Origin of the sequence: Flavobacterium sharifuzzamanii, from assembly GCF_003254585.1 — a bacterium.
Classification (GTDB): domain Bacteria; phylum Bacteroidota; class Bacteroidia; order Flavobacteriales; family Flavobacteriaceae; genus Flavobacterium; species Flavobacterium sharifuzzamanii.
Genome location: NZ_QJGZ01000039.1, coordinates 47,978 through 72,266, shown reverse-complemented (window position 1 = coordinate 72,266; position 24,289 = coordinate 47,978). Strand labels below are relative to the sequence as shown.

The following is a 24,289-nucleotide window of genomic DNA, read 5'->3' as shown; positions in this document are numbered from 1 at the left end:
ATCAAGAAATTACGAGGCTTTTATTTATTGAAAAATGAAGCAGTTCTGAGATTTTTAAAATTGCAGAATAAAAAATAATTGCAGAAAAAATCTCACGTGAAGACAATCTTTTTTTTAGCTTTGTTTAGGATATAACTAACTTAAATTATGGATACTAGCAAAGAACTTTTATTCTTTTTTAGTGCTTTAGGAGCTTTCAACGGAATTATTCTCGGCGTTTATTTTTTCTTTTTTACCAAGAAAAAGTACCTGACAAATTATTTCTTGGGTGCGCTTTTGTTTGCGCTAAGCATCCGAATTGCAAAATCTGTATTTGTATATTTTCATCCCGAACTGCCAAAAATGTATCTTCAATTTGGACTTACAGCTTGTTTTTTTATTGGACCCTGTTTGTATTATTTCGTCAAATCGGCAGTCGATGAAGTTCAGATAATGCCCAAATCATGGAAGTTTATTCTAGCATTTTGGGGAACTTTAATCGTTGCTGTTGGTGTTTTATATCCTTACGAAGTATATCCAAAACTTTGGAATGGCATTTTCATAAGAATCATTTATTTTCAGTGGTTGGTTTACATTGTTTCTGCTGGTTTTGCACTTCGTGGTGTTTTGAAAAAAATCCTCAGCCGAAAAGAAAAAACTACTCCCGCAGAAATGTGGTTCTCAATGCTCTATTTTGGAAATTGTTTATTATTCCTGTTTTACTTCTTGGCAATTATGGGAGCTTCTGCAGCAACTTATATAAGTGGTGCGGTTGTTTTTTCATTCATTTTATATTTAGGAATTTCAATTCTTTTGTACCGAAAAAAAACAGACGATTTGTTTTTGTTGAATGGAAAGATTTCGAATAAAAAAATAGAATCGGCAGAAGCGCTAATGTGGTCAGAAAAACTTGAAAATGCCATGTTTGAAAAGAGTTTATATAAAAATCCAAACTTAACGCTTCAAGATCTATCTCAAGAAATTAATATTTCAAGCCATCAATTGTCGCAGTTTCTGAATAATAATTTAGGAAAAAATTTCACCAGTTATGTAAACGAATTCAGAATCAACGAAGCATGTAAAATTATCACTTCTTCAGATAAATTAACTTTAGAATCTGTTGGTTATGACGTGGGTTTTAATTCTAAATCTACCTTTTTTACAGCATTCAAAAAACATACAGGAACCACGCCGCTTAACTATCAGCTTCAGGCTTTGCAACCGTAAATTGGAGTATTAATTTATAAATCCGTACTCCTGATTTAGTTTTTTGGAATCTCATTTATTGATTTTCAGATGACTTTTGTTCTAAATAAAAGTCAAACTGCTAATCGTTAAAGTTTATGAGATTTCTAAAATTGGTTATCATTTCTATTTTTTTCCTTGCTTTTTCATCAATAGAAATAAAAGCGCAACGCATAAAAAATAGTAAAGATAAAAGTTATTATAGTGATGATGTACTCCTTGGGAAAAAGTCATTAAAGTCTGCTCAAGACACTGTGCTTATTAAAGAGAAAGAACACAATGAGTTAAATGAAGTGGTTATAAAAAGCCAGCCTTTATTATTAAAATATGGAGCCAATGGAAATATTGATGTCAATGTAAACGGAACTGTTCTCGCAACCAGCAGTTCGGTAAATGAATTACTTGGAAGAGTGCCAAATGTTGTGGTCGCTGACGGAGAAATTAGCGTTGTTGGGAAAGGTGAAGCCATAATTTATCTCAATGGAGTTTTGATTAATTATGAGCGGTTTGCTGCTATTCCCGTTTCACAAATTCAAAAGATTGAAGTCATTTCAAATCCTTCTGCAAGATACGATGCTGAAGGAAAAGCAGTAATCAATATTATAACCAAGCAAAATGTTGAAAGCGGTATAATGGGCGCTGTCAATCAGCACATAACAGGTTCTAAATTTGGCGGAACACTTTATAACACGCTTTTAGATTTTAATTATTCTAAAGGAAAATTCTCTTTTATAACCAATTACGGTTTGCAATTAGGAAGAAACCGCGAGTTGCTATATACGACCAGAACTCGTCCTAATCCTGATGATTTTATGAAATCTGAATTGACAACCGATTGGAAAAGAAGATTTAATAATTATTCTAATTTCGGATTCGGACTTCAATATAGTTTTTCTCCAAATAATTATATTTCATTGGCTTATAGCGGCAATGTGAGTGATTTAGGCGGTATTACAGAAAGCAGAAATTCCATAACAAACAATTCTGGGAAGAGTTTTTACGCCACAGATGTTGACCGAAATGATATTTTGTTGAATCAATTCATCAATTTGAATTATAATTGGACAACGGCTAAAGGTTCTTCACTATTTATAGGATCGCAATTTTCAAATTACAACCAAACCATAAGAGATTTTATTGAAGAAAGCAGTTTGGTAGAAGAAACAGATTCTGAAAGATTTTTAAAGAATAATGTCGATAGCCGAATCAATATAATTGCAGTTCAAGCCGATTATTCGAAGAAAATAGATGAAAAAACTAAACTCGAAATAGGGACGAAGTTTAGTCACGCTACAATAAACTCAGGAACAGATTTCTTGATTTCTGAGGATGAAATAAATTTTGAGCTAGACGATGAGCTTTCGAGTGATTTTGAATACAATGAAAAAATTGCTGCTGCATACTTTAATTATATTGGAGCATTGAATGAAAAAATCAATTTTTCTCTTGGCGTAAGAGCAGAAAAAACGAGTTATGATTTATTTACTAATGCCAACGGAATTCAGAAATTTGATAAATCGTACGGTAATTTTTTCCCAAACATGCTTTTAAATTTTAATCTTTCAGAAGATTGGAAAGGGCATTTTTCTTATGTTTCCAGAATTACAAGACCCAGATATCAGGCTTTAAATCCGTATGTAATTTATCAGGATCCTTTTACGACGATTGAAGGAAATCCGAATCTGCTTCCAGAAAAAACACATGCTTTTGAAATAGGCGTGATGTACAAAAAGTTTGATTTTAAAGTTGGCTATACTTATAAAATTGATCCGATTTCTGCGGCAGCTCTGCGTGGCGACACTCCAAACAGCTATATTTTAAGAGCATTGAATCTAGAAAAAGGGCATACTTTTTTTACTTCGATATCCAGATCTTTCAATATAAAATGGTGGAATTCTGTTAATACAGCAAGCATTACATGGCAGAAATCTGTAGACAATTATTATGCATTTGAATTCAGTCCTGTAGAACCTCAGATCTATTTATATACTAATAATACATTTACGATTCCAAAACTTTTTAAATTGCAACTTTTGGCTTGGTATTTAAGCGATAGAAGCTACGGATTAGGAAGCGAGAACGGACGTTCGACCATAACTTTAGGAATAGAAAGAAACTTTTTCAAAGATGCGCTAAAACTCAATTTTACGGCAAACGACATCTTTCATAAGTTTATGGTTTCGGGCGATTACAATGTCGGACAAACCCAAATTTATTACCACCGAACCTATACCAGCAACTATTTTAAATTGATTGCAACATACAGTTTTGGAGATTCAAAAAAGACGACTTATAAAAAGTCAGAAGTGGAGCAGTCGGAGAATAATAGAGCGAGGTAAATTACTTGACACTTTCAGATATAATCATTAAAACCAGAATAAGCACAACACAAAGAAAAACCGAATTGGGATTGGCAAAATTAATAGTCCAGCCTAATTCCTTAATTTTCTTTAGCGGAAACATTCTTTTGTCTTTTGGGTTATAGTAAAACATTCCCCAAACCCAATTATTTGGATCGTTATGCCAATTGTTTTTTTCTTCCTCGGATGGCTCTTTACTGAATTCCATTTTTTAAGATTTGAATTTATATTAAATCGGAAATCTAATGTGCATGTTTGCAATACATCAAAAGATTATTCCGTCAAATTATATTCGCCTTTGTTATAGCGGTCAATTATTACTTTACTATCAGCCATATCTTTTTCGAGTACTTTTAAAATGGCAGGATCATTCCCTCCAGCAGAGACGGACCAAGGCTGAATATTTGACATGTATTCATTAGCGATAAAGACAGAAATGCCGTTATTTTCCAATAAATTTTTAATATTCATCGATTCAATATAAGAACCTCTAAAAATTTCGACCACGATTGTATATGTTTTTGAGATGATGTTTAAATAAGTATAAATATTGCTGTAAAGAAAAAAGTAAGAGGATTATATGTCTTTAAAAATCACCTATTAGAATAATTATGTCAATTGTTTTTTTCTTTGTTGGATGGTTTTTGATTGTAAGACATTTTTTAAAGATATGAATTTAGTTTTAGAAAAAACAAAAATCATATTTTCATTATCTAGGTATAAAATTAAGGCTGATGCCATAGAGAAAAAGAAGCTTATTAATCCATGAGTTATAAGAATGCTAAAATGAAAGAGTAATCCTATTATGAGAAATGTTTTTTTTAGATTTATGTTTGAAGCTAAAATGCACGCGAATAGCCCTAATTCTAAGATAATAACTGACCAAGTTATTATAGGCGTGAAAGAGCTTAAAGTTATTATGCTATATAATTTTTGTAAAAAGAAAGGAGCTCCAAAGATGTTGTTTGTAAACCAATAATAAGCACATGTTCCATCTCTCCATTCATTATTGTATAATTTGCCTATGCCTGCATGTAAATATATTACGGCAACCTGTAATAATATTAAAAAATAATATGTATTAAAGAAAACATTGATTGCCTTTCTTGGTTTTGTAGTAATGTTTTTGCCGGTTTTCCATTGATTTATTCGATTATCAAATAGGCAGATAGGAACTAGTAATATGCTTAAATTTGAAGCTATCTGATCTCCGCCATCAACTCCTAAAAATGAATTGCAAATACTTAAATGAACCCACGCATGTAAAAAACATGTTAATTGAGGAAAATAACCAGTTGTAATAATTAATAAGATAAGAATGGAAACAACTTTAGCGAGTATGGGATGAAATAGTGTGAAGATGCTAAATTGTTTGAAAAAAATTATTGCAGCAAATTTTGTTTCATCGTTCAACACTAAATCAAAATTAGTAATGTATTCAATATTGTTAAAAACAATAGTTAGTAAAGCACTTATTGCTAGCAATAGTCTCACAAACATTAATCTTTCAGTGAAAATATTTTTTTGTTCTAATGATGTAATAAATTGATTCATTTTTCAGTGATTTCAATTGGATATACCATAAATGATGAAGGGTAATCAGGTTTTCTTTTTATTATATTCCAAGGAAGCATTATTTGTGTGACAAATAAGTATTTTCCTTTGAAGTTAGGAGCGCTCCCTTTTTTTATTATTATCTTTTTGTAATGAATTCTTTTCTTTTTAATGTGTTCGTTAACAGTATAGATATTAGTTGATTTAATATAGATCGGCTTAACTGAATCAGTAACTATTTTTTGGAAAATAGTATTCATTTCAATGTTTAAAACTCTATTCTTTCTTGATATACCAAAATAATATTCGCTTGTAAAGCTTTTTAGATTCTTCAATTTTGGCTCTAGAGAATTACAATCAAAGATATGAAGTTGAGATTCTCTAGAGCTTTTAGTGAAAAAAGCCCATCCTTGCGGGAATACCGATGTCAATTGGGATTTGGCATTATACTGGTTATTTAGAGGATTATTTCCAAAATATATTGCTGTTACTTTAAAAAAAGCTAAGACAACAATAAGAAAAGCTAAACAAAAAGAAAAAAAGGATAATTTGGATATTTTATTCATTATGTTTTCTTAAGAGAAAGTTTAAATACCTTGTAATTCAAATGTTATTTCGGATTGATAATCATCCATTAAGTATCTCTTTTCTGATGATAATTGTGAATTTGCTTCATCAGGAAAAGGCTCGAATGGTTCAAATTCATCAATTGGTTCTAAAGGAGCTTCCTGTGCAACAATTACAATAATTAATACTGCTGCAGCAGCTATCCAGACAGCTGCCCACTTATAGTAATAATCAGGCATTACGTTTTTTGAAGTTTGTTTTTCAGATTTGATGTCATTTAATGCTTTTATAAGGTCTTCTTTAGAAGATTTTTCATCAATATTATATTTGTACTTTAGATTAGAGTTGAATTTTTTTGCTACTATAGAAATCTCGTTTTTGTCAAGATTTGAAATTTCATAAATGATATTTGATATTTTGGTTGAGGCCTTAGAAAAAGTTTCTTTGATTAAATAATAATCTCCTGAACCAATTTTTTTTCTAAAATCAGATAAGTAATTTGGATCAATAGATTTTATTCTGTTTACAACTTCATTTTGAAAGTTTATTATTTCCTCAATCTGTGATTTATCAGCAACAAATGATCTAAAGTTTAAATCTTTGAAATCGTTCATTTTATTTGCAACAGGTCCTTCTAAGAACATCACGCCTTTAAAAACTTCTTCATCAGTGAATGAAGTGTTGTTCATTTCTAGTCCATTATTTAAAATTTCATCTTTTGTACAACTAAACAAGAGAAACATAACTCCAATAATTGTTGGAATATGATATTTTATCGAAATTGATTTGATTCTTTCCATGATTTTTTTTTTTTACAGTTAATAATTGCAAATCTATATAGTATTGAATGCCAGTCTTAGTCGAAAATCGGTTATTAAAAACCTAAATTCGAATAATTGTAAAATAATTCTTATGTTTATATTTGTTTTTTAAATTGTTAATTATGAATAAAATTGTAGGAGATAATCTAAAAGTTTTGAGGAAATCAAAGAATATGTCACAAGAAGAGGCCGCAGATCATTTGCAAATTTCACAATCGGCTTATGCAAGAATGGAACGCGGGGAGAGTACATCTTGGGCTATTCATTTTAATAAAATATGTCAGATTTTTGAAATATCTCCAGAAGAATTAGTTAGAAAAGGATTAGGAGATTCTGTTTATGAAAGTCTAATGAATACAGAACGACAAACAGAAATTGCGATGTTAGGAGTTTATAGAAAAATTATAAAGCAATATGAGTTGCAAATTGAAGATTTGAAAACCATTATAAAGCACTTAAATAAAGGTAAAAATTAAATAAGGGGAGTTAACTTTTTCTTCTTTTCAGTTGTGTATAGGTTATAAGAATTCCAACTGTAGAGAGAAAAGGACCAATCACTAATCTAAAATCGGAGTATGAAATATCTTTAATGTTTTTTGTAAGCAACGGACTTAAAGATATAGCTATGTATAATAAACCAAGAATAATAAAAACAAGTAAAAAGCTCTTTTTGGTCATTTTTATATTTATTAGAAAGAAAGTAAATATAATCAAAAAACAGATTAAATGAAGAAAACTCTTTCGAAATAAAAAAGGCCTCACAATTATGTGAAGCCTTTTCAATAATTTTTGAATTAAATAATTACCTTTTATAAAGCAATATTAGATTAATTCTTTAGTTACAATCTGCATAGTTTCGCGGCTAACTTGTTTCAATAAAACTTCTTTGTTAGCTTCAACAGTCTGCGCTGCCTCTTCTGTAAAGTGACGGATTGTATATAAAGTTACATTTTCGCTGTATTCTACTTTGAATTTTTTAGAAAGAATAGCATTCAATTCTGGGAAATTTCCAAATTTATCTTCCACACAAACAGAGAAACTAATTGCAGAGTTTTGAATCAGGTTTACTTTGATTTTAAATTCGTGGAATAAACCGAAAATCTCACTGATGTTTTCTTCCATAATGAAAGAGAAATCAATTGATGAAAGCGAAATTAAAAGCTGTTCTCTTTTTACGATAAAACAAGGATATTGTGGTTCCAAATCAACTCCTTTAGAAACGCAAGTTCCTTTTAATAACGGATTGATAAACGATTTTACGTATAATGGAATTTCTTTTTTCTGTAATGGCTGTAATGTTTTTGGGTGAATTACAGTTGCTCCGTAAAATGCCAATTCGATAGCTTCACGATATGAAATTTGGTTTAACAGACTTGCATTTTCAAAATAACGCGGATCTGCATTCATAACTCCAGGAACGTCTTTCCAGATTGTTACACTTTCTGCATTTAAGCAATAAGCAAAAATTCCAGCAGTATAATCAGAACCTTCACGGCCAAGAGTTGTTGTAAAGTTGTTTTCGTCTGCGCCTAAGAAACCTTGAGTAATGTTTAATTGTTTTCTAGGTACATTTTTACTGATGTTTTGCTGTGTAGTTTCCCAATCAACTTCTGCATCTCTGTAGTTTGCATTCGTTTTAATGAAATTACGAACATCAAGCCATTGCGTCTGAATTCCTCTGAAATTCATGTAATGACTTAAGATATTAGTCGAAATCAATTCACCAAAACTTACCACCTGATCGTAAACAAAGTTGTAGTTTGGAGATTTATTATGAGCTAAGAAATATTCTAATTCGTCAAACTGAGCATTTACAGCTGCAAAAACCGCATGACTTTCATCTTCAAACAAATCCAATAAGATCTGATTGTGGTATTTTTTAATTTCTTGAACAGAAGCATTTAATTCTGTCGATTTTTCAAAGTAATTTTTGATTACAACTTCGAGAGCATTTGTAGTTTTTCCCATCGCAGAAACTACCAAAATCACGTCTTCATAACCCACTTTTTGTAAAACGTCGTATACGTTTTTAATTCCATCTGCATCTTTTACCGATGCACCACCAAATTTAAATACTCTCATTTTTAATTTTAGATTTTTTAGATTTTAGATTTCAGATTTAAGCTGAAGCCTAGTATTTTGTTTTTTTTGCCACAGATTAAAATGATTTACACAGATTTTAAAATCCTTTGAATCTTTATAATCTGTGGCTAAATATTTTTTATAATTTTTCTAAGAACGAATTAATTCCAGCTTGATCCATTTGTACAACTCTCCAAGTGTCGAGGATTTTAGCTCCAGAATTTTCATAGAATTTTACGGCTGGAGTATTCCAATCCAAAACATTCCATTCAACTCTTCTAACATTATCTCTTTTTCCTTGTTTCATGATTTCAGCATAAAGAGCAGAACCTAAACCGGTGCCTCGCATCTTTTCTTTTACAATCAAATCTTCAAGATGAATTGTCTTTCCTTTCCAGGTAGAATAGCGATAGTAATATAATGCAATTCCAACAATTTCTTTTTGTTTTTCTTCATTTTCGATCTCCGCTACAAACACATTAAATAATGGTTTTTCACCAAATCCGTCGCGCACTAAATCTTCCTCTGTAATGACAACTGCATCGGGTTCTTTTTCGAATATAGCCAGCTCCTGAATAAGCCCTAACACCGATTTCATATCTTCAGGATTTCCTTTTCTAATATTCATATATTCCTATTTTTAACTATTTAATATCTAAAAAAGCTTCATTTTAGCTAGTGCTTTTTGCAGATTATTAGCAAATATACAATAGTAGCAAACTAACAACATAATTTTTAAATCATTCTCACAAAATAAGCGATATTTGTGACTTAAAAATAAAACTATAACGATTTAGAAATGGAAGAACGCAATAAAACACTGGGAGAGTTTATTATTGAGAACCAAAAAGCATTTCAGTATTCGTCGGGAGAACTCTCGCGAATTATCAACTCTATTCGATTGGCAGCAAAAGTGGTCAATCATAAAGTAAACCAAGCGGGTTTAGTAGATATTGTGGGCGCGGCAGGCGAACAGAATATTCAAGGTGAAGACCAGCAAAAATTAGATGTCTATGCAAACGAAGTATTTATCCAGACGTTAATAAACCGTGAGATTGTCTGTGGTATTGCTTCTGAAGAAAACGACGATTTTATTACTGTTCAGGGGAGCGACAACAGTCATAATAATAAGTACGTGATCTTAATGGATCCGCTTGACGGATCTTCAAACATTGATGTAAATGTTTCTGTGGGAACTATCTTTTCTGTTTTCAGAAGAGTAACTCCAATAGGAACTCCGGTAACTAGCGAGGATTTTTTACAGCCGGGAATCAATCAAGTTGCAGCAGGTTATGTAATTTATGGAACTTCAACGATGTTGGTTTATACAACTGGACATGGCGTAAATGGTTTTACGTTAAACCCAGCGATTGGTACATTTTATCTTTCGCATCCAAACATGAAATTTCCAGAAAACGGAAATATTTATTCAGTAAACGAAGGAAATTACGTTCATTTTCCGCAGGGAGTAAAAAATTACATTAAATACTGCCAGCGCGAAGAAGGAGACAGACCTTATACTTCAAGATATATCGGAAGTTTAGTGGCCGATTTTCATCGAAATATGATTAAAGGCGGAATCTATATTTATCCAACAAGTTCAAAAGCACCAAAAGGGAAATTACGTTTGCTTTACGAATGTAATCCGATGGCGTTTTTGGCAGAACAGGCGGGAGGAAAAGCAACTGATGGTTTCGGAAGAATTATGGAAATCCAGCCAACCGAATTGCACCAAAGAGTGCCTTTCTTCTGTGGAAGCTATAATATGGTAGAAAAAGCTGAAGAATTTATGGCGGCTGAGTGAAAGTATTCAGTGTTCAGTTTTTAGTGATCAGTCACAGTCGCAGTTTTCAGTCTGGACTATATAAGGTGTCAAACCCGACAGGTTTTTAAAACCTGTCGGGTTTTGTTTTGAGTTAAATTTTAAAAGTTTAAGCGTAAAACTGTTGACTGTTACTGAATACTGAAAACTAAAAAATAAGACGCAACCTTTTTAAGATTTTTCCATCTTTAAAATGAACCTTGCATTTATGAGAAATTATGGATTAATTTTTTATAAGCGCTTTAAAACTAATCAAAAACCAAAAAGTAAATTGTTATGAAGAAAAAACTATTGATGATTCTGTTCGGAATATTTTCAGTTTTGTTTGTTGCCTGTAGTAGTGACGAGATTAAGGATCCTCCAATTGGACGATCTGAGGATGATATTAAGCTTTCCAAGAAAGAAGCTTCTTTTACCGCAGAGGCCAATACAATTACGATCACTGCAGAGAACAAAGGATGGTGGGTAAATGGTTTTTCATTAGACAAAGTAAGAATTGATAAAGGAACTGTAAATTTGTCTTCTGAAAATTTTATCTTTAAAAATGATGTTTTCGAGGTAGAAAAGAAAAATGGAAACACTTTGATTATTACGATGAGTAAAAATACAACGGGTGCAGAAAGGATTCTTAATATAGGATTACAGTCGGGAAACTATTTTGATAATATAAATATAACGCAGTCAAAATAAAGGGTTTAAAAAACAAAACCCGATAAAATCAATTATCGGGTTTTGTTTTTTTAATTTTCGTTTGCAGTCAAGTTTCAGTATAAAAACTGAACACTAAAAACTGATTACTGAATACTATTTATGCATATGCTGCATTTCGTAGATAAAAGTATCAGCATCTACTTTTTTATCAACTAATGATAAAGCTTTAGCAATAATGTAATCTACGTTGCTTGGTGTAAATCCAAGAGCAACACTTATTTTTTTCAATAATACTTCTTGTTTGTCTTCAAGATGATGGTCAACATGAACCATTCTTGTTAAATCATATAAACGCTCTAAACGCTGAACATATGAATAAGGTGGATTGATCGGATATTTTAAAGGATCGCTAAGAATTTCTTCGTATTCCGATTCTGTAATTTCTAAACGAGAAGCAAGTTTATCTAAAAAGGCTTTTTCTTCCGGATAAACAACACCATCAGCTAAAGCTACACGAACAATAGCAGAAAAGTGTCCTTTGTTTCTTTGCTTGAATTCGCTATCAAATAATTCTGAAAATGACATAATTGTAAAGTTTTTGTTAAACAAATATAGCCTTATTTTTAAATTATCGATTTTAAAATTCTCATAAAATTTAACTTTTCTTTATTGAAGGATTTGGGGGCTTCAATATTTAAGTTTGAAAATTAATCGTAAGTTTACAACCCCTAATTATTTAATTACATTACACCTATGTCACAATTTTGGATTTATTTTCAAATAGGATTAAAACACGTTTTAGATATCAATGCTTACGATCACGTTCTTTTTTTAATCGCCTTAACTGTTCCGTATCTTTTTAAAGACTGGAAAAGAATTTTTTTATTGGTTTCTCTTTTTACAATTGGCCATACTTTGGCTCTAATTCTTTCTGTTTACGGCATAATTGCCATAAAAGTAAATGTTGTAGAATTCCTGATTCCGATTACAATTCTCGTAACAGCACTTTATCATTTATTTACGGCTGGAAAGACCTCAAAAAATGATGGCGTAAATCTGGTATTTTTCATAACTTTATTCTTTGGAATTATTCACGGACTAGGTTTTTCTAATTATTTCAAAACAATTTTAGGAGGTTCTGCAACCTCAAAATTGTTACCTTTGGGAGAGTTTGCCTTAGGAATAGAAGCTGCTCAGCTGGTAGTGGTTTTTGTTGTTCTGGTAATTTCATATATAGTGCAGACAGTTTTCCGTTTTTCAAAACGCGACTGGGCACTTGTAATGTCGGCTTTTATCATTGGAGTTGTAATTCCGATGATTATTGAAAGCCCAATTTGGAACAGATAAATTTAAATGGAAGTAAAAAAACTGAATAAATACGATAAAGCATATCTGCGAATTGCAAAAGAGTGGAGTCTGCTTTCTTACTGTAAACGTAAACAAGTTGGCGCTATTATTGTAAAAGATAGAATGATCATTTCTGACGGTTACAACGGGACACCTTCTGGATTTGAAAATTGCTGTGAAGACGAAGACGGATTAACACGCTGGGATGTTTTACATGCTGAAGCAAATGCAATCCTGAAAGTAGCAAGATCAACGCAATCTTGTGAAGGAGCAACATTATATATCACGCTTTCACCTTGCAAAGAATGCAGTAAATTAATACATCAATCTGGAATAAAAAGAGTAGTGTATAAAGATGGATATCGTGACGACTCAGGAATTCAATTTTTAATAAAAGCAGGCGTAGAGGTAGAACATATTCCTGTTTTAGAAGAGTAATGAAATTTAATTCGAAATATTTGCCAATAGTCATAGGAGCGACTTTTGCTCTTGGAACAATTGCCGGAAGCCTTATGAATGCTCCCGCAAGTGATCAGCTTTTGGCTAAAAATTACTCAAAAACGAAACTTAACAAACTCATTGATTTTATCAATACAGAATATGTTGATAGCGTCAATACAGATTCGATTGTAAATCTTACAGTCGATAATATACTTTCCAAATTAGATCCACATTCTGTTTATATTCCGCCAAGCGAACAAGCTGAGGTTGCCGAGAGTATGAAAGGTGATTTCGTCGGAATCGGAATCAATTTTTATATGTATAAAGATTCGGTTGCGATTATAAAACCAGTAGAAAATGGGCCTTCAGCAAAAGCAGGAATAAAATCTGGGGATCGAATTCTATTCGCAGGAAAAACCAAATTATATGGTAGAAAATTGCCTTCTGATAGTTTGTTCTCCAAATTAAAAGGACTTCAAGGTTCAGAAATAGAATTGACTGTTTTTAGAAAATCAGAACAAAAGAAACTGAAATTTAAAGTTAAGCGGGACGTTATTCCAATTAAAAGCGTTGATGCTTCTATGTTGCTTGGAAATAATGTCGGCTATATCAAAATAAATCGTTTTGCAGAATCCACTTTTAATGAGTTTAAAACTGGTTTAACAAGATTAAAGCAAAAAGGAATTCAGTCGCTCGTAATTGACCTTCGCGATAATGGCGGTGGTTACATGGAAGAAGCGATTGCCATTGCAGATGAGTTTTTAAAAGATAAACAGTTAATCGTTTTCACGAAAAGCAAAAACGGTTCAACCGAAAAAACGTATGCTACAAAAGCAGGAAGCTTTGAAACTGGAAAAGTATATGTTTTAATTAATGAGAATAGTGCTTCTGCAAGCGAAATTTTAGCTGGAGCAATTCAAGATAATGACCGTGGAACGATCGTTGGGCGCCGTTCTTTTGGAAAAGGTCTCGTTCAAAGGGAAATGGATTTTAACGACGGATCTGCAGTAAGATTGACTGTAGCGCGTTATTATACACCAACAGGAAGATCGATTCAGAAGCCTTATAAAAAAGGTAACGAAGAATATTTTAAAGAATCAGAATCTAGAATTGCTACAGGAGAATTATATGCAAAAGATAGCATAAAAGTAGCTGATTCTTTAAAATTTAAAACTCCAAAAGGGAAGATAGTGTACGGCGGTGGCGGAATTGTTCCAGATGTTTTCGTACCAATGGAAGCAGAGCATGGAAATGAAAATGTTGCTTATTTGCTGCAAACAGGAATTGTTGGTCATTTTGTCTTTGAAGAATTAGACAAAAACAGAAATGCTTTTGCGGGCGATAATTTCAATGCGTTTTTAGCTAAAATGAAAAGTTCAGATACATATTTTAAGAAATTCAAGAATTATATCTTGATGACAGGTCTTGATCTGAAATTGGATAAAACAAAAGCGCTCGTAAACCGTCATATTACAGCTGAATTTGCCCGACAGCTGTATGGAGAATTGTATTATTATGATGTAATCTTAAAAGAAGATGCCATGATAAAAACAATTCTGACTCCGAAGAAATAATTTCAATCCTTATATCATGAAAATAGAAACCGTTGTTGATGCAGAAATTGAACTACTTACTGCCATTAAAAAATCGGATGTTATGGCTTTGGAAACAATCCTTCATGATGATTTATTGTTCAATATGCCCGACGGACAAACCATCACTAAAGATTTCGATTTGCAGACATACCGTTCTGGAAAGATTAAAATTGATTCTTTAGAAGGTTCAGATCAAATCGTCAATATAATTGGTGATTCGGCTGTAGTTACGGTTACAGTCGCGTTAAAAGGGGCTTATGATGGTAATCCGATTAACGGAGTTTTTAAGTATGTAAGAGTCTGGAAAAAAATAGGGAAAAATCTAAAAGTTATAGCAGGAAGCTGTGTTCAGCTGGCATAATTTTGGAATAAAATATAAAGCCACTCCTGATAGCTATTGGATTAAAAAATAACACAGATTATAAAATCCTTTTAATCTTCTTAATCTGTGGCTAAAGAAAATATAGTAATCTTGGAGATTATTACACATTTAAATATTTAAAAATGAAAAATCTAAAAAGAATAAGTTTTCTAGTGCTTCTAATGACTTTTATAATCTCTTGCACAACTATGAAAAACGATGCAAATGCTGTAGTTTCAGGAAAAGTAGACGGTATAGAAGCGGGTAAAGATGGCTACACAGCCAAAATTACAACAGACGCCAAAGAAGTATACTTTGCAACAATTAGTATTGTAAACGTGGGAGGGCCTCAAAACTACAAACAATTAAAAATTGGAGATGTGGTATCTGTAAAAGGAGAAAAATGGAAAACCGAAGAAGAAAACCATATCAAAGTAACAGAGATCGTTTCGGTTAAATAAATCAACAAAATAATTAAACCATTAAGAGATTAAGTTTATTAAGCTATTTAGCTTGTTTTCTTAATCTCTTAATGGTTTTTGTTTGGAATTTTTTCTTAATGAAACTTGATAAAGTTTGTATCAGAATAAAACTTAATTTTTCTTAATCCCTTAATGTTAAAAACAAAAAAATTATCGAATACTATCGTGAGCGTGAGTCTGTACACCGTTATTCCATAAAGTAAGAATATCTGTTGCTACAGCTGCACCACTTCCAGCTGCAATTGCCAATTGGCTTCTCCAACCAGCTAAAGTACCGATTGCATAAATCCCGTCAGCAACTTTATGATCGTCGTTTTTAAGTTGAATTCGCTGTTTTTCTGGAAGAGCTTTTTTATGAGGTTCAACAAATTGCATTAAACCTTCGATGTCAAAAGTATTGGCTGAACCAATTCCGACTACGATATTTCTTGTTTGGTATGAATTCTTGTTGGTTACTACTGTAAATTCAGGATAACTGCCCTCGATTTTTATTACTTTTTCATTTGGAATCTGAGTAATGTGTGGGTAAGTTGTTGCTAAATCCTGTGTACTTTCAGTTAAAAGTTCAGAACCTAATTTTCCTGGTGTAATTCCGTAAGCGTTATAAAATATTGCCTCTTGTAAAGAAGAATTTTTCTGGTGGGTAAAAATTCCGATTTTTTTATCAGTAACAAAAGTTTTGTTTTTTGCGGACCCTAAGACAAGAGCACAAGACATGCCAGATACTCCTCCGCCAATAATTAAAACATCAAACATATTATCTGTTGTCATTCATTTTTTCTTCAATTCTTTTTGAAATTCTAAAAATCAAAAGAATCAAAACAGCGCAAAATGAAGCGGCGATTCCAATAAAAGCTACCATACTATCTCCTTGAAAAGGGTTTTGAAAGTCTAATAGCGTAATATTAAAAACGATTAAAGCTAATGCCAAAAGCACTAAGATTGAAGTGAAAATTTTCATAAGGTTGTTTTTGTTTTTGTCTAAAAATATAAAGTAGAACTTTATGGGGAAATTGCCTTAAAGTTGTATTTTAGAAATTTTACGGGGTAAATTTATAAAAATAAAATTTAGACAAACAAACCTTTAACATTAGCAGCGAATAATTTAACAGCAATTGCTAAAAGTATTACTCCAAATGTCTTGCGAACCACACCAAGTCCGTTCTCTCCCAATAGATTTTCGATTTTTTTAGAAGACTTCAAAACGATGTAAACCAAGATGATATTTAGTACAATTGCAATGATAATATTAATGGTATGAAACTGAGATCGAAGCGATAATAAAGTGGTCATGGTTCCTGCTCCGGCGATTAAAGGAAAAGCCAAGGGTACAATAGAGGCAGATCCTGGTTCTTCATCACGATAAATTCTGATTCCTAAAATCATTTCTAAAGCCAGAAAGAACAAAACGAAAGATCCCGCAACGGCAAACGAATGAACGTCGATACCAATTAAATTTAACAAACCTTCCCCAACAAAAAGAAAAACAATCATAATGGCACCTGCCACAATAGAAGCTTTTTCAGATTCGATGTGTCCGACTTTAGCTCTTAAATTTACAATAATCGGAATTGAACCAACAATATCAATTACGGCAAAAAGCACCATACTAACGGTAATGATTTCTTTAAAATCGATTTCTAACATATCGCTTTGATTTTTAGGGTTTAAAAAACTGCTGCAAAAGTAGTTAATAAAGTTAGGTGTTTTTTCGATACAATGTATTTTTGTTATAAAAACATGTTTTATTGGTTAAAAAAGTGATATTTGTAACAATTGTTGTTTTCTTTTGCATTTAGTAAAACTTATAATAGGTTTAACCGCAAAGCACGCAAAGTTAATTCGCAAGGTTCGCAAAGTTAGAATAGGTAATTGAAATGTGTGGATGTAAACTTTGCGAACCTTTGCGTAAATCCTTGCGAACTTTGCGGTTAAATTTTCATCCTATTTTATCTCCTTTCTTTGACTATCTTTGCACTTTATAAATTACAGTATTAAATATCATGTTTCAGTTAGGTAAAACTATTATTTCAGAGGACATTCTGGAAAAAGAATTTGTGTGCAACTTGTCTGCTTGTAAAGGAGCATGTTGTGTTGATGGAGATGCGGGCGCGCCTTTGAATGAGGCTGAAACTAAAATCTTAGAAGAAATCTATCCAAAAGTAAAACCTTTTTTACGAAAAGAAGGAATTGAAGCAATCGAAGCGCAAGGAACGTGGGTAAAAGGAACTGATGGTGATCTTGAAACCCCACTTATTGACAATAAAGATTGTGCTTACGTAATATTTGACGGAAAAACTGCGCTTTGTGGAATTGAGCAAGCATATAATCAAGGAGTAGTTGACTGGAAAAAACCGGTTTCTTGTCATTTATATCCAATTCGTGTAAAAGACTTTACAGAATTTGCAGCGGTAAATTACGATAAATGGGATATTTGCGATGACGCTTGTTCTTTAGGAAAAGAGTTAGAGGTTCCGGTTTACAAATTTGTAAAAGAAGCGCTGATTCGCCGTTTTGGAGAGGACTGGTATTTGGAACTTGAAAAGGTAGCTGAAGAACTTAAAAATTCTTAAAATTTAAAGTGTAATTTATACCTTTTTTTGACTTCATTTTTTGACTCAAAAAAACAAAGTTTTAACTCAAAAAAAACTTTTTAAAACTATTTAAAATTTCTTGCTTTTTATATTTAAAAGTCTATATTTTACGGGGCTTTCAGGTGTAATTGTAGGTTTTAAATGTTTCATTTACAGTAAATTAATTATTGTATGAAAAGTTTCTCAAAAAATTAACGTTGTTAAAAACTACAGCAAATTGTGAATAAGTTTGACTTTCATTTTTGGCGTTAATTGACAATCTTTGTAGTCTATTGAATTAGCAAAAAATTCGGTATAAAAATTAAATAAAAATTGTCATGTCTCAAGTAGAACCAATCTTACAAGAAAATAAAAATCGTTTCGTTATTTTTCCTATCAAACATCATGATATTTGGGAATGGTATAAAAAAATGGAAGCTAGTTTCTGGACTGCTGAAGAAATCGATTTGCACCAAGATTTGACAGATTGGAACAATAAATTGAATGACGACGAAAGATATTTCATTAAACATATTTTAGCATTCTTTGCTGCTTCTGACGGAATCGTAAATGAGAATTTGGCTGAGAACTTTGTAAACGAAGTTCAATATGCTGAAGCGAAGTTTTTCTATGGTTTCCAAATCATGATGGAAAACATTCACAGTGAAACGTATTCTTTATTGATTGATACTTACGTTAAAGATGAAGCTGAGAAAACAGAGTTGTTTAATGCTTTAGAAGTTTTCCCGGCTATTGCTAAAAAAGGAGAATGGGCTTTAAAATGGATCGAGTCTGATTCATTTGCTGAAAGACTTATTGCTTTTGCTGCAGTTGAAGGAATCTTTTTCTCAGGAGCTTTCTGTTCAATTTATTGGTTGAAAAAACGTGGTTTGATGCCAGGTTTGACTTTTTCTAATGAGCTGATTTCTCGTGACGAAGGTGTACACTGTGATTTTGCAGTTCACTTGCACAATCATCACTTGGTTAACAAAGTTCCAAAAGATAGAATCAAAGAAATCATTGTTGATGCCTTAGATATCGAAAGACAATTTGTTACAGAATCTCTTCCGGTAAGTTTAATTGGTATGAATGCTACTTTGATGACGCAATATTTAGAATTTGTTGCTGATAGATTATTAGTAGAATTAGGTTGCGAGCGTGTGTATGGATCAGCGAATCCGTTTGATTTCATGGACATGATTTCTCTTCAAGGAAAAACTAATTTCTTTGAAAAACGTGTTGCAGAGTATCAAAAATCTGGAGTTATGAACACAGATAGTGATGCTCAGAAAATTTCATTTGATGCAGATTTTTAGACAACAAAAATACTTTTAGCATTTACTTCCTCAAGAAATGCTGAAAAAAGATTAACAGAATATTTTTAGGTTGAGTCTCTTTCCCCAAATCGTAGATTCAATAACAATTTTTGACGTATTTAAGTTCGATTTTCGAATTTGAAACGAGTAACTATTGAGAATTTGGTAATTCTCAAAAATTAATTTAAAAACACGCAATGTTTAAGTGCTGGAGTCCGTTCTCTAGTTACTTTCATTTTTTCAATAACTATAAAAGGTAAGCTTATGTATGTAGTAAAAAGAGATGGCCACAGAGAGCCCGTAATGTTTGATAAGATTACAGAAAGAATCAAAAAATTGTGTTACGGCTTGAATGAGCTCGTAGATCCAGTTAAGGTAGCCATGAGAGTTATCGAAGGATTGTATGATGGGGTTTCGACTTCTGAATTGGATAATCTTGCAGCAGAAACGGCGGCTTCTATGACAATTGCGCATCCTGATTATGCTCAATTGGCAGCTCGTGTAGCAATTTCTAACCTGCATTCAAATACCAAAAAATCTTTCTCAGAAACGATGAAAGATATGTATCACTACGTAAACCCAAGAAATGGTCAAGATGCGCCATTGATTGCTGATGATGTTTACAAAGTGATTCAGGAAAACGCTGCTTTTTTAGATTCTCATATCATTTATACAAGAGATTTTAATTACGATTATTTTGGTTTTAAAACCTTAGAGCGTTCTTACCTTCTTAAAATAAACGGAAAAATAGTGGAACGTCCGCAGCACATGTTAATGCGTGTTTCTGTTGGTATTCACTTAGATGATTTAAAATCGGTTATTGAAACTTACGACTTAATGTCTAAAAAGTTCTTTACGCACGCAACGCCAACGTTGTTCAACGCGGGAACTCCAAAACCACAAATGTCTTCTTGTTTCCTTTTAGCAATGCAAGATGATAGTATTGACGGTATTTACGATACATTAAAACAAACAGCAAAAATCTCGCAGTCAGCGGGAGGAATCGGACTTTCTATTCATAACGTTCGTGCAACTGGATCATACATTCGCGGTACAAATGGAACTTCAAACGGAATTGTTCCGATGTTGAGAGTTTTCAACGATACTGCTCGTTATGTAGATCAAGGTGGAGGAAAACGTAAAGGAAGTTTTGCGATTTACATCGAAACTTGGCATGCTGATATTTTCGATTTCTTGGATTTAAAGAAAAATACAGGAAAAGAAGAAATGCGTGCAAGAGATTTATTCTTTGCTATGTGGACTTCAGATTTATTCATGAAACGTGTTCAGGAAGATTCAACTTGGACTTTGATGTGTCCTAACGAATGTCCAGGGTTATATGATGTTTATGGAGATGAATTTGAAGCATTATATACGGATTATGAATTTCAAGGAAAAGGAAGAAAAACAATCCGTGCTCGTGAATTATGGGAGAAAATCCTAGAATCTCAAATCGAGACTGGAACGCCATATATGTTGTACAAAGATGCAGCAAACCGTAAATCGAACCACAAGAATTTAGGAACAATTCGTTCTTCAAACTTGTGTACAGAGATTATGGAGTTTACTTCTAAAGATGAAATCGCAGTTTGTAACTTGGCTTCTATCTCATTACCAATGTTTATTGATAATGGACAATTTGATCACCAAGCGCTTTACAATGTTACAAAACGTGTAACTCGTAACTTGAACAAAGTAATCGACAGAAACTACTACCCAGTAAAAGAAGCAGAAAACTCTAATATGCGTCACCGTCCAGTAGGTTTAGGTGTGCAAGGTTTAGCAGATGCTTTCATTATGTTGCGTATGCCGTTTACAAGCGATGAAGCTAAAAAATTAAACCAAGAGATTTTCGAAACTTTATACTTTGCTGCTGTAACCGCTTCTATGGAAATGGCAAAAGAAGAAGGGCCATATTCAACTTTCGAAGGTTCGCCAATGTCTCAAGGAGAATTCCAATACAATATGTGGGGAATGAAAGATGAAGAATTATCTGGTCGTTGGGACTGGGCTTCATTAAGAAAAGAAGTTATGGAACACGGAGTTCGTAATTCATTGTTAGTAGCGCCAATGCCAACTGCCTCGACTTCACAAATTCTTGGAAACAACGAAGCTTTCGAACCATATACATCAAACATTTATACTCGTCGTGTATTGTCTGGGGAGTTCATCGTAGTAAACAAACACTTACTAGAAGACTTAGTAAAACTAGGTTTATGGAACGAAGATTTGAAACAAGAAATTATGCGTCATAATGGATCTGTTCAAAATATTGATAGAATTCCACAAGACTTGAAAGATCTTTATAAAACAGTTTGGGAAATGTCGATGAAAGATATTATCGATATGTCTCGTCAAAGAGGATATTTCATTGACCAATCTCAATCGTTAAACTTGTTCATGCAGGATGCAAACTATTCTAAACTTACGTCAATGCACTTCTACGCTTGGCAATCTGGTTTAAAAACAGGAATGTATTACCTAAGAACAAAAGCGGCTGTAGATGCGATTAAATTCACATTAAACAATGATAAAAAAGAAGAAACAGCTCCATCTTTAGTTGCAGAAACTGAAGCAATCAGCGTTGAGGATTACAAAGCGATGCTTTTAAAAGCACAAGCAGCAGATCCTGAGGATTGTGAGATGTGTGGGTCTTAATGATTTTAGAATTTAGATCTGAGATTTTAGATTTTTAAATTGATATATGAAAAGCAGTTGTCGTAATGATAACTGCTTTTTTTGTTTATTTGTTGTTAGACACGTATAGAATAATTATTATGAATAAAGCTTTAATCTTAGTTTTCTTTTTGATCAATTCTGCATTTGCTCAGAAGAGAGATGTTATTTATAGAATCACTTATGATTCTTATCCCGCAATTGGTTATTCGTATGATATTAGTGTTTTATATTTAAGAGATGATAATACCTATAAATGTTTATTTCAAAAGTATAATTCTAGAAGAATGGCAAGAAAAAATGTTTTAAGAAGTTCTACTGATGAATATGGCAAATGGATAGTGTATGGAGATACATTATTGCTTTATGATAATAACAGGCATCCTATGAAATTTTTTAAAGTAGATGATAAAAGAATAGCTTATATATTTGATGATGTTGACAGATCGAGGTATTATTGGAAAAAAGTAAAATATTGATATTCGAATGGATTTAAATATTGTTCAGTATAAAAACGAATATTATGAGTTAGCTCAAGAATATTTGAAGAAAATTGATTTTGTAGATTTGAATATTCTTGAAATTATTCCAAAATCTATTTCAATCGTAATCGACCATGATTTTATTCCAACTCCATGTATTGAAATCAAATTAGAGCTTTCTAAAGGTGAAAAAAAGACAGCTAATTATTTTTTATATCTAAATGAAAACAAAGAATTCGTAGATGAATTTTTATATTAAGAAGGTTTAGTGATTTTTTTTGAATATAGCCTGTGGTTTCAACCACAGGAACACAATGCGTTGCCCCAATCCGTTTCCCGTGGTTGAAACCACGGGCTATGTTTGATTATGATTATTAATATTAAAGAAACAATATCCCCAAAAATTCCCCGTTCTAATTATTACCAAAGACTTTTCAAAACTCAGCACCTTAGAATCTCAGCGACTTAGCATCTTTAAAAGAATTAAACCTTTAAAAGAAATTCAAGTCTTATTGTAATAATTTCTGAACGATGAAAAAAAGCAGTCTTTGGTCCTTACGATTAGGCTTCTCAGGAAAAGAAGCCGATGAAATCGAGAAATTGGGAATTGAAAAATTTCTGAAAAAATCTTATGCTTCAAAAGTTGATAAACAACTCCCCGCTTTTTTAGAAGACGATCCTAAAACACTTCTTCAGCTAAAGGAATTAAAACAATCCATTAAAGATGCTGATTCAGTAGCTAAGAAAAAAGTTCTGAAAAGAGAAATTTATTCGGCTATAGAATTCAGAAAGTGGTGGATTGATAAAATGCGGACGGATGAATTTCCGCTTCGCGAAAACATGGTCTGTTTCTGGCACAATCACTTCGTGTCGACAACCCAAAAAGTAAAAGTCAATTACTGGATTTATCAGCACAACATGATTTTGCGCGAAAATGCTTTTGGTAATTTTAAGGAATTAACCAAGCAGATTCTAAAATCGAATGCCATGATTAAATATCTGGATAATGTCGATAATAAAAAAGGCAAATTCAACGAAAATCTAAGTCGGGAATTGTTGGAATTATTCACAATCGGAATTGGGAATTATTCTGAAAGCGATATTAAGAACGGTGCACGGGCTTTGGCGGGGTTAAATTATGGTGATGATGGCGCAGTTTATAGAAAAAATATAGAAGATAACAGCGATAAAATTTATTTCGGAAAAACCGGAAACTGGAAAGCAGATGACTTAGTCGATATTATTTTCGAACAGAAAAACATTCCATATTTAATCACGCGAAAAATTCTTAAATGGTTTGTTTATGATAATCCGCCAGAAGATTTGGTGGTTCATTATGGCGATTACTTTCGAAAGAAAAACTTTGAAATTGAACCTTTGCTGACCAAAATTTTCACAGAAGAATATGCCAAAGAAAATGCCGGAAACAAAATCAAAGATCCATTGGTTTATATTATTCAGCTTATTGATGAGTTAGAAATTAAAGATTTTGACAATGCCATGATTGCGCTTTTCTTGAGACAGCAAGGAATGGATTTGTATAATCAGGTAAATGTAAAAGGCTGGGATGGCGGAAATTCATGGTTGACTTCTCAGGTTTATTTGCAGCGAAATAATACCTCAGATTTACTTTGTAATGGAAGAACAATTTCGAGAAAAATATTAAACACAATGGATGGGCAAATTCAGTCGCCAAAAGCAGAATTCGAAAAAAATGATGTGAAGATTGATTTTGATTCCAGCGGAAACAATAAAACCATTATTGCCGAATTATCGAATAGACTTTTATTTGATGTAAACGAATCGATGCAAAAAGACATGGAAAATCTTCTGAAATACGATTTTGATCCCAAAGATCCTCACGCTGAATTTGCTGTCGTCAGACTTTTTAATTACATCACCAAACTTCCCGAATATCAATTAATCTAAAAAGCA

Annotated in this window: 27 protein-coding genes; 16 read left to right on the top strand and 11 right to left on the bottom strand. The window is 32.4% G+C overall.

What is annotated here, in order from left to right:
• Window positions 1–147 precede the first annotated feature (147 nt).
• Together DMA14_RS13135 and DMA14_RS13130 are read left to right on the top strand one after the other, a co-directional pair.
• Window positions 148–1,206, top strand: coding sequence for a helix-turn-helix domain-containing protein (locus DMA14_RS13135; protein WP_111425098.1), 1,059 nt, complete (start codon window positions 148–150; stop codon window positions 1,204–1,206).
• 116 nt (window positions 1,207–1,322) lie between these two features.
• Window positions 1,323–3,563 carry a TonB-dependent receptor domain-containing protein gene (locus DMA14_RS13130; RefSeq protein ID WP_111425097.1) on the top strand — a complete coding sequence of 747 codons (2,241 nt, stop codon included), beginning with the start codon at window positions 1,323–1,325 and terminating at the stop codon, window positions 3,561–3,563.
• Window position 3,564: 1 nt separating this feature from the next.
• Here the strand turns inward: DMA14_RS13130 and DMA14_RS13125 are convergent, their stop codons facing one another.
• The 5 genes from DMA14_RS13125 to DMA14_RS13105 all read right to left on the bottom strand — a co-directional run bounded on the left by DMA14_RS13125 (window position 3,565) and on the right by DMA14_RS13105 (window position 6,505).
• Window positions 3,565–3,792 (bottom strand): DUF5808 domain-containing protein, encoded by a 228-nt coding sequence (locus tag DMA14_RS13125; protein WP_111425096.1) that lies wholly within the window; start codon window positions 3,790–3,792, stop codon window positions 3,565–3,567.
• A 65-nt stretch (window positions 3,793–3,857) separates the two neighbouring features.
• The gene (locus tag DMA14_RS13120) at window positions 3,858–4,091 is read right to left on the bottom strand and encodes a putative signal transducing protein (RefSeq protein WP_177211904.1); all 234 of its coding nucleotides are present in this window, start codon (window positions 4,089–4,091) and stop codon (window positions 3,858–3,860) included.
• Between the two features lie 102 nt (window positions 4,092–4,193).
• The gene (locus tag DMA14_RS13115) at window positions 4,194–5,138 is read right to left on the bottom strand and encodes a hypothetical protein (protein WP_111425094.1); all 945 of its coding nucleotides are present in this window, start codon (window positions 5,136–5,138) and stop codon (window positions 4,194–4,196) included.
• Window positions 5,135–5,704 carry an SdpA family antimicrobial peptide system protein gene (locus DMA14_RS13110; protein WP_111425093.1) on the bottom strand — a complete coding sequence of 190 codons (570 nt, stop codon included), beginning with the start codon at window positions 5,702–5,704 and terminating at the stop codon, window positions 5,135–5,137. The genes DMA14_RS13115 and DMA14_RS13110 overlap by 4 nt, the downstream gene beginning before the upstream one ends.
• A 21-nt stretch (window positions 5,705–5,725) precedes the next feature.
• Window positions 5,726–6,505, bottom strand: coding sequence for a hypothetical protein (locus DMA14_RS13105; RefSeq protein ID WP_111425092.1), 780 nt, complete (start codon window positions 6,503–6,505; stop codon window positions 5,726–5,728).
• Between the two features lie 143 nt (window positions 6,506–6,648).
• On the opposite strand from DMA14_RS13105, the gene DMA14_RS13100 reads away from it, so the two are divergent.
• Complete coding sequence (locus tag DMA14_RS13100; RefSeq protein ID WP_091135489.1) at window positions 6,649–7,002, top strand: helix-turn-helix domain-containing protein; 354 nt, start codon at window positions 6,649–6,651, stop codon at window positions 7,000–7,002.
• Between the two features lie 346 nt (window positions 7,003–7,348).
• Here DMA14_RS13100 and DMA14_RS13095 read toward each other — a convergent pair whose 3' ends face one another.
• On the bottom strand, window positions 7,349–8,608 hold the full coding sequence (locus tag DMA14_RS13095) for an aspartate kinase (RefSeq protein WP_111365939.1): 1,260 nt from the start codon (window positions 8,606–8,608) through the stop codon (window positions 7,349–7,351).
• A 139-nt stretch (window positions 8,609–8,747) separates the two neighbouring features.
• Window positions 8,748–9,236 (bottom strand): GNAT family N-acetyltransferase, encoded by a 489-nt coding sequence (locus DMA14_RS13090; RefSeq protein ID WP_111425091.1) that lies wholly within the window; start codon window positions 9,234–9,236, stop codon window positions 8,748–8,750.
• Between the two features lie 171 nt (window positions 9,237–9,407).
• Here DMA14_RS13090 and fbp point away from each other — a divergent pair, with 171 nt between their 5' ends.
• Together fbp and DMA14_RS13080 are read left to right on the top strand one after the other, a co-directional pair.
• Entirely contained in the window at window positions 9,408–10,412 is a 1,005-nt protein-coding gene (gene fbp, locus DMA14_RS13085) for a class 1 fructose-bisphosphatase (protein ID WP_111425090.1), read from the top strand.
• Between the two features lie 294 nt (window positions 10,413–10,706).
• Window positions 10,707–11,120 (top strand): hypothetical protein, encoded by a 414-nt coding sequence (locus DMA14_RS13080; protein ID WP_111425089.1) that lies wholly within the window; start codon window positions 10,707–10,709, stop codon window positions 11,118–11,120.
• A gap of 114 nt (window positions 11,121–11,234) precedes the next feature.
• On the opposite strand, the gene DMA14_RS13075 is transcribed toward DMA14_RS13080, so the two are convergent.
• Window positions 11,235–11,666: a TerB family tellurite resistance protein gene (locus DMA14_RS13075; protein WP_095928262.1), complete on the bottom strand. Its 432-nt coding sequence runs from the start codon at window positions 11,664–11,666 to the stop codon at window positions 11,235–11,237.
• 168 nt (window positions 11,667–11,834) lie between these two features.
• Here DMA14_RS13075 and DMA14_RS13070 point away from each other — a divergent pair, with 168 nt between their 5' ends.
• From DMA14_RS13070 to DMA14_RS13050, 5 genes are all read left to right on the top strand, one after another.
• A complete protein-coding gene (locus DMA14_RS13070; protein WP_111425088.1) occupies window positions 11,835–12,428 on the top strand; it encodes a HupE/UreJ family protein in 594 nt (197 codons plus the stop codon).
• A 6-nt stretch (window positions 12,429–12,434) separates the two neighbouring features.
• Entirely contained in the window at window positions 12,435–12,866 is a 432-nt protein-coding gene (locus DMA14_RS13065; RefSeq protein ID WP_012022621.1) for a deoxycytidylate deaminase, read from the top strand.
• Window positions 12,866–14,443, top strand: coding sequence for a S41 family peptidase (locus tag DMA14_RS13060; RefSeq protein ID WP_111425087.1), 1,578 nt, complete (start codon window positions 12,866–12,868; stop codon window positions 14,441–14,443). Before DMA14_RS13065 ends, DMA14_RS13060 begins: the two co-directional genes overlap by 1 nt.
• Before the next feature lie 16 nt (window positions 14,444–14,459).
• Entirely contained in the window at window positions 14,460–14,825 is a 366-nt protein-coding gene (locus tag DMA14_RS13055) for a nuclear transport factor 2 family protein (RefSeq protein ID WP_111425086.1), read from the top strand.
• A 143-nt stretch (window positions 14,826–14,968) separates the two neighbouring features.
• Window positions 14,969–15,286 carry a hypothetical protein gene (locus DMA14_RS13050; RefSeq protein WP_111425085.1) on the top strand — a complete coding sequence of 106 codons (318 nt, stop codon included), beginning with the start codon at window positions 14,969–14,971 and terminating at the stop codon, window positions 15,284–15,286.
• Between the two features lie 171 nt (window positions 15,287–15,457).
• Here the strand turns inward: DMA14_RS13050 and DMA14_RS13045 are convergent, their stop codons facing one another.
• From DMA14_RS13045 to DMA14_RS13035, 3 genes are all read right to left on the bottom strand, one after another.
• Window positions 15,458–16,063 (bottom strand): FAD-dependent oxidoreductase, encoded by a 606-nt coding sequence (locus DMA14_RS13045; protein WP_111425439.1) that lies wholly within the window; start codon window positions 16,061–16,063, stop codon window positions 15,458–15,460.
• Between the two features lies 1 nt (window position 16,064).
• Window positions 16,065–16,268, bottom strand: a complete 204-nt coding sequence (locus DMA14_RS13040; RefSeq protein ID WP_095928256.1) for a hypothetical protein — start codon at window positions 16,266–16,268, stop codon at window positions 16,065–16,067.
• 107 nt (window positions 16,269–16,375) lie between these two features.
• Window positions 16,376–16,954: a MarC family protein gene (locus DMA14_RS13035; RefSeq protein ID WP_008465051.1), complete on the bottom strand. Its 579-nt coding sequence runs from the start codon at window positions 16,952–16,954 to the stop codon at window positions 16,376–16,378.
• Between the two features lie 356 nt (window positions 16,955–17,310).
• On the opposite strand from DMA14_RS13035, the gene DMA14_RS13030 reads away from it, so the two are divergent.
• The 6 genes from DMA14_RS13030 (at window position 17,311) to DMA14_RS13005 (ending at window position 24,283) form a co-directional block, all read left to right on the top strand.
• Window positions 17,311–17,880, top strand: a complete 570-nt coding sequence (locus tag DMA14_RS13030; protein ID WP_111425084.1) for a DUF3109 family protein — start codon at window positions 17,311–17,313, stop codon at window positions 17,878–17,880.
• 338 nt (window positions 17,881–18,218) lie between these two features.
• A complete protein-coding gene (locus DMA14_RS13025; protein ID WP_111425083.1) occupies window positions 18,219–19,196 on the top strand; it encodes a ribonucleotide-diphosphate reductase subunit beta in 978 nt (325 codons plus the stop codon).
• A gap of 264 nt (window positions 19,197–19,460) precedes the next feature.
• A complete protein-coding gene (locus tag DMA14_RS13020; protein ID WP_111425082.1) occupies window positions 19,461–21,854 on the top strand; it encodes a ribonucleoside-diphosphate reductase subunit alpha in 2,394 nt (797 codons plus the stop codon).
• A 119-nt stretch (window positions 21,855–21,973) separates the two neighbouring features.
• Complete coding sequence (locus DMA14_RS13015) at window positions 21,974–22,351, top strand: hypothetical protein (protein ID WP_157957706.1); 378 nt, start codon at window positions 21,974–21,976, stop codon at window positions 22,349–22,351.
• A 7-nt stretch (window positions 22,352–22,358) separates the two neighbouring features.
• On the top strand, window positions 22,359–22,613 hold the full coding sequence (locus tag DMA14_RS13010) for a hypothetical protein (protein WP_111425080.1): 255 nt from the start codon (window positions 22,359–22,361) through the stop codon (window positions 22,611–22,613).
• A gap of 272 nt (window positions 22,614–22,885) precedes the next feature.
• The gene (locus DMA14_RS13005; protein WP_111425079.1) at window positions 22,886–24,283 is read left to right on the top strand and encodes a DUF1800 domain-containing protein; all 1,398 of its coding nucleotides are present in this window, start codon (window positions 22,886–22,888) and stop codon (window positions 24,281–24,283) included.
• Window positions 24,284–24,289: the final 6 nt, after the last annotated feature.

What these genes read in the sequence shown, in the direction of transcription:
- DMA14_RS13135 (WP_111425098.1), top strand. Translation starts at nt 148, where the DNA reads ATGGATACTAGCAAAGAACTTTTATTCTTTTTTAGTGCTTTAGGAGCT.
- DMA14_RS13130 (WP_111425097.1), top strand. Translation starts at nt 1,323, where the DNA reads ATGAGATTTCTAAAATTGGTTATCATTTCTATTTTTTTCCTTGCTTTT.
- DMA14_RS13125 (WP_111425096.1), bottom strand. Translation starts at nt 3,792, where the DNA reads ATGGAATTCAGTAAAGAGCCATCCGAGGAAGAAAAAAACAATTGGCAT.
- DMA14_RS13115 (WP_111425094.1), bottom strand. Translation starts at nt 5,138, where the DNA reads ATGAATCAATTTATTACATCATTAGAACAAAAAAATATTTTCACTGAA.
- DMA14_RS13110 (WP_111425093.1), bottom strand. Translation starts at nt 5,704, where the DNA reads ATGAATAAAATATCCAAATTATCCTTTTTTTCTTTTTGTTTAGCTTTT.
- DMA14_RS13105 (WP_111425092.1), bottom strand. Translation starts at nt 6,505, where the DNA reads ATGGAAAGAATCAAATCAATTTCGATAAAATATCATATTCCAACAATT.
- DMA14_RS13100 (WP_091135489.1), top strand. Translation starts at nt 6,649, where the DNA reads ATGAATAAAATTGTAGGAGATAATCTAAAAGTTTTGAGGAAATCAAAG.
- DMA14_RS13095 (WP_111365939.1), bottom strand. Translation starts at nt 8,608, where the DNA reads ATGAGAGTATTTAAATTTGGTGGTGCATCGGTAAAAGATGCAGATGGA.
- DMA14_RS13090 (WP_111425091.1), bottom strand. Translation starts at nt 9,236, where the DNA reads ATGAATATTAGAAAAGGAAATCCTGAAGATATGAAATCGGTGTTAGGG.
- fbp (WP_111425090.1), top strand. Translation starts at nt 9,408, where the DNA reads ATGGAAGAACGCAATAAAACACTGGGAGAGTTTATTATTGAGAACCAA.
- DMA14_RS13080 (WP_111425089.1), top strand. Translation starts at nt 10,707, where the DNA reads ATGAAGAAAAAACTATTGATGATTCTGTTCGGAATATTTTCAGTTTTG.
- DMA14_RS13075 (WP_095928262.1), bottom strand. Translation starts at nt 11,666, where the DNA reads ATGTCATTTTCAGAATTATTTGATAGCGAATTCAAGCAAAGAAACAAA.
- DMA14_RS13070 (WP_111425088.1), top strand. Translation starts at nt 11,835, where the DNA reads ATGTCACAATTTTGGATTTATTTTCAAATAGGATTAAAACACGTTTTA.
- DMA14_RS13065 (WP_012022621.1), top strand. Translation starts at nt 12,435, where the DNA reads ATGGAAGTAAAAAAACTGAATAAATACGATAAAGCATATCTGCGAATT.
- DMA14_RS13060 (WP_111425087.1), top strand. Translation starts at nt 12,866, where the DNA reads ATGAAATTTAATTCGAAATATTTGCCAATAGTCATAGGAGCGACTTTT.
- DMA14_RS13055 (WP_111425086.1), top strand. Translation starts at nt 14,460, where the DNA reads ATGAAAATAGAAACCGTTGTTGATGCAGAAATTGAACTACTTACTGCC.
- DMA14_RS13050 (WP_111425085.1), top strand. Translation starts at nt 14,969, where the DNA reads ATGAAAAATCTAAAAAGAATAAGTTTTCTAGTGCTTCTAATGACTTTT.
- DMA14_RS13045 (WP_111425439.1), bottom strand. Translation starts at nt 16,063, where the DNA reads ATGTTTGATGTTTTAATTATTGGCGGAGGAGTATCTGGCATGTCTTGT.
- DMA14_RS13040 (WP_095928256.1), bottom strand. Translation starts at nt 16,268, where the DNA reads ATGAAAATTTTCACTTCAATCTTAGTGCTTTTGGCATTAGCTTTAATC.
- DMA14_RS13035 (WP_008465051.1), bottom strand. Translation starts at nt 16,954, where the DNA reads ATGTTAGAAATCGATTTTAAAGAAATCATTACCGTTAGTATGGTGCTT.
- DMA14_RS13030 (WP_111425084.1), top strand. Translation starts at nt 17,311, where the DNA reads ATGTTTCAGTTAGGTAAAACTATTATTTCAGAGGACATTCTGGAAAAA.
- DMA14_RS13025 (WP_111425083.1), top strand. Translation starts at nt 18,219, where the DNA reads ATGTCTCAAGTAGAACCAATCTTACAAGAAAATAAAAATCGTTTCGTT.
- DMA14_RS13020 (WP_111425082.1), top strand. Translation starts at nt 19,461, where the DNA reads ATGTATGTAGTAAAAAGAGATGGCCACAGAGAGCCCGTAATGTTTGAT.
- DMA14_RS13015 (WP_157957706.1), top strand. Translation starts at nt 21,974, where the DNA reads ATGAATAAAGCTTTAATCTTAGTTTTCTTTTTGATCAATTCTGCATTT.
- DMA14_RS13010 (WP_111425080.1), top strand. Translation starts at nt 22,359, where the DNA reads ATGGATTTAAATATTGTTCAGTATAAAAACGAATATTATGAGTTAGCT.
- DMA14_RS13005 (WP_111425079.1), top strand. Translation starts at nt 22,886, where the DNA reads ATGAAAAAAAGCAGTCTTTGGTCCTTACGATTAGGCTTCTCAGGAAAA.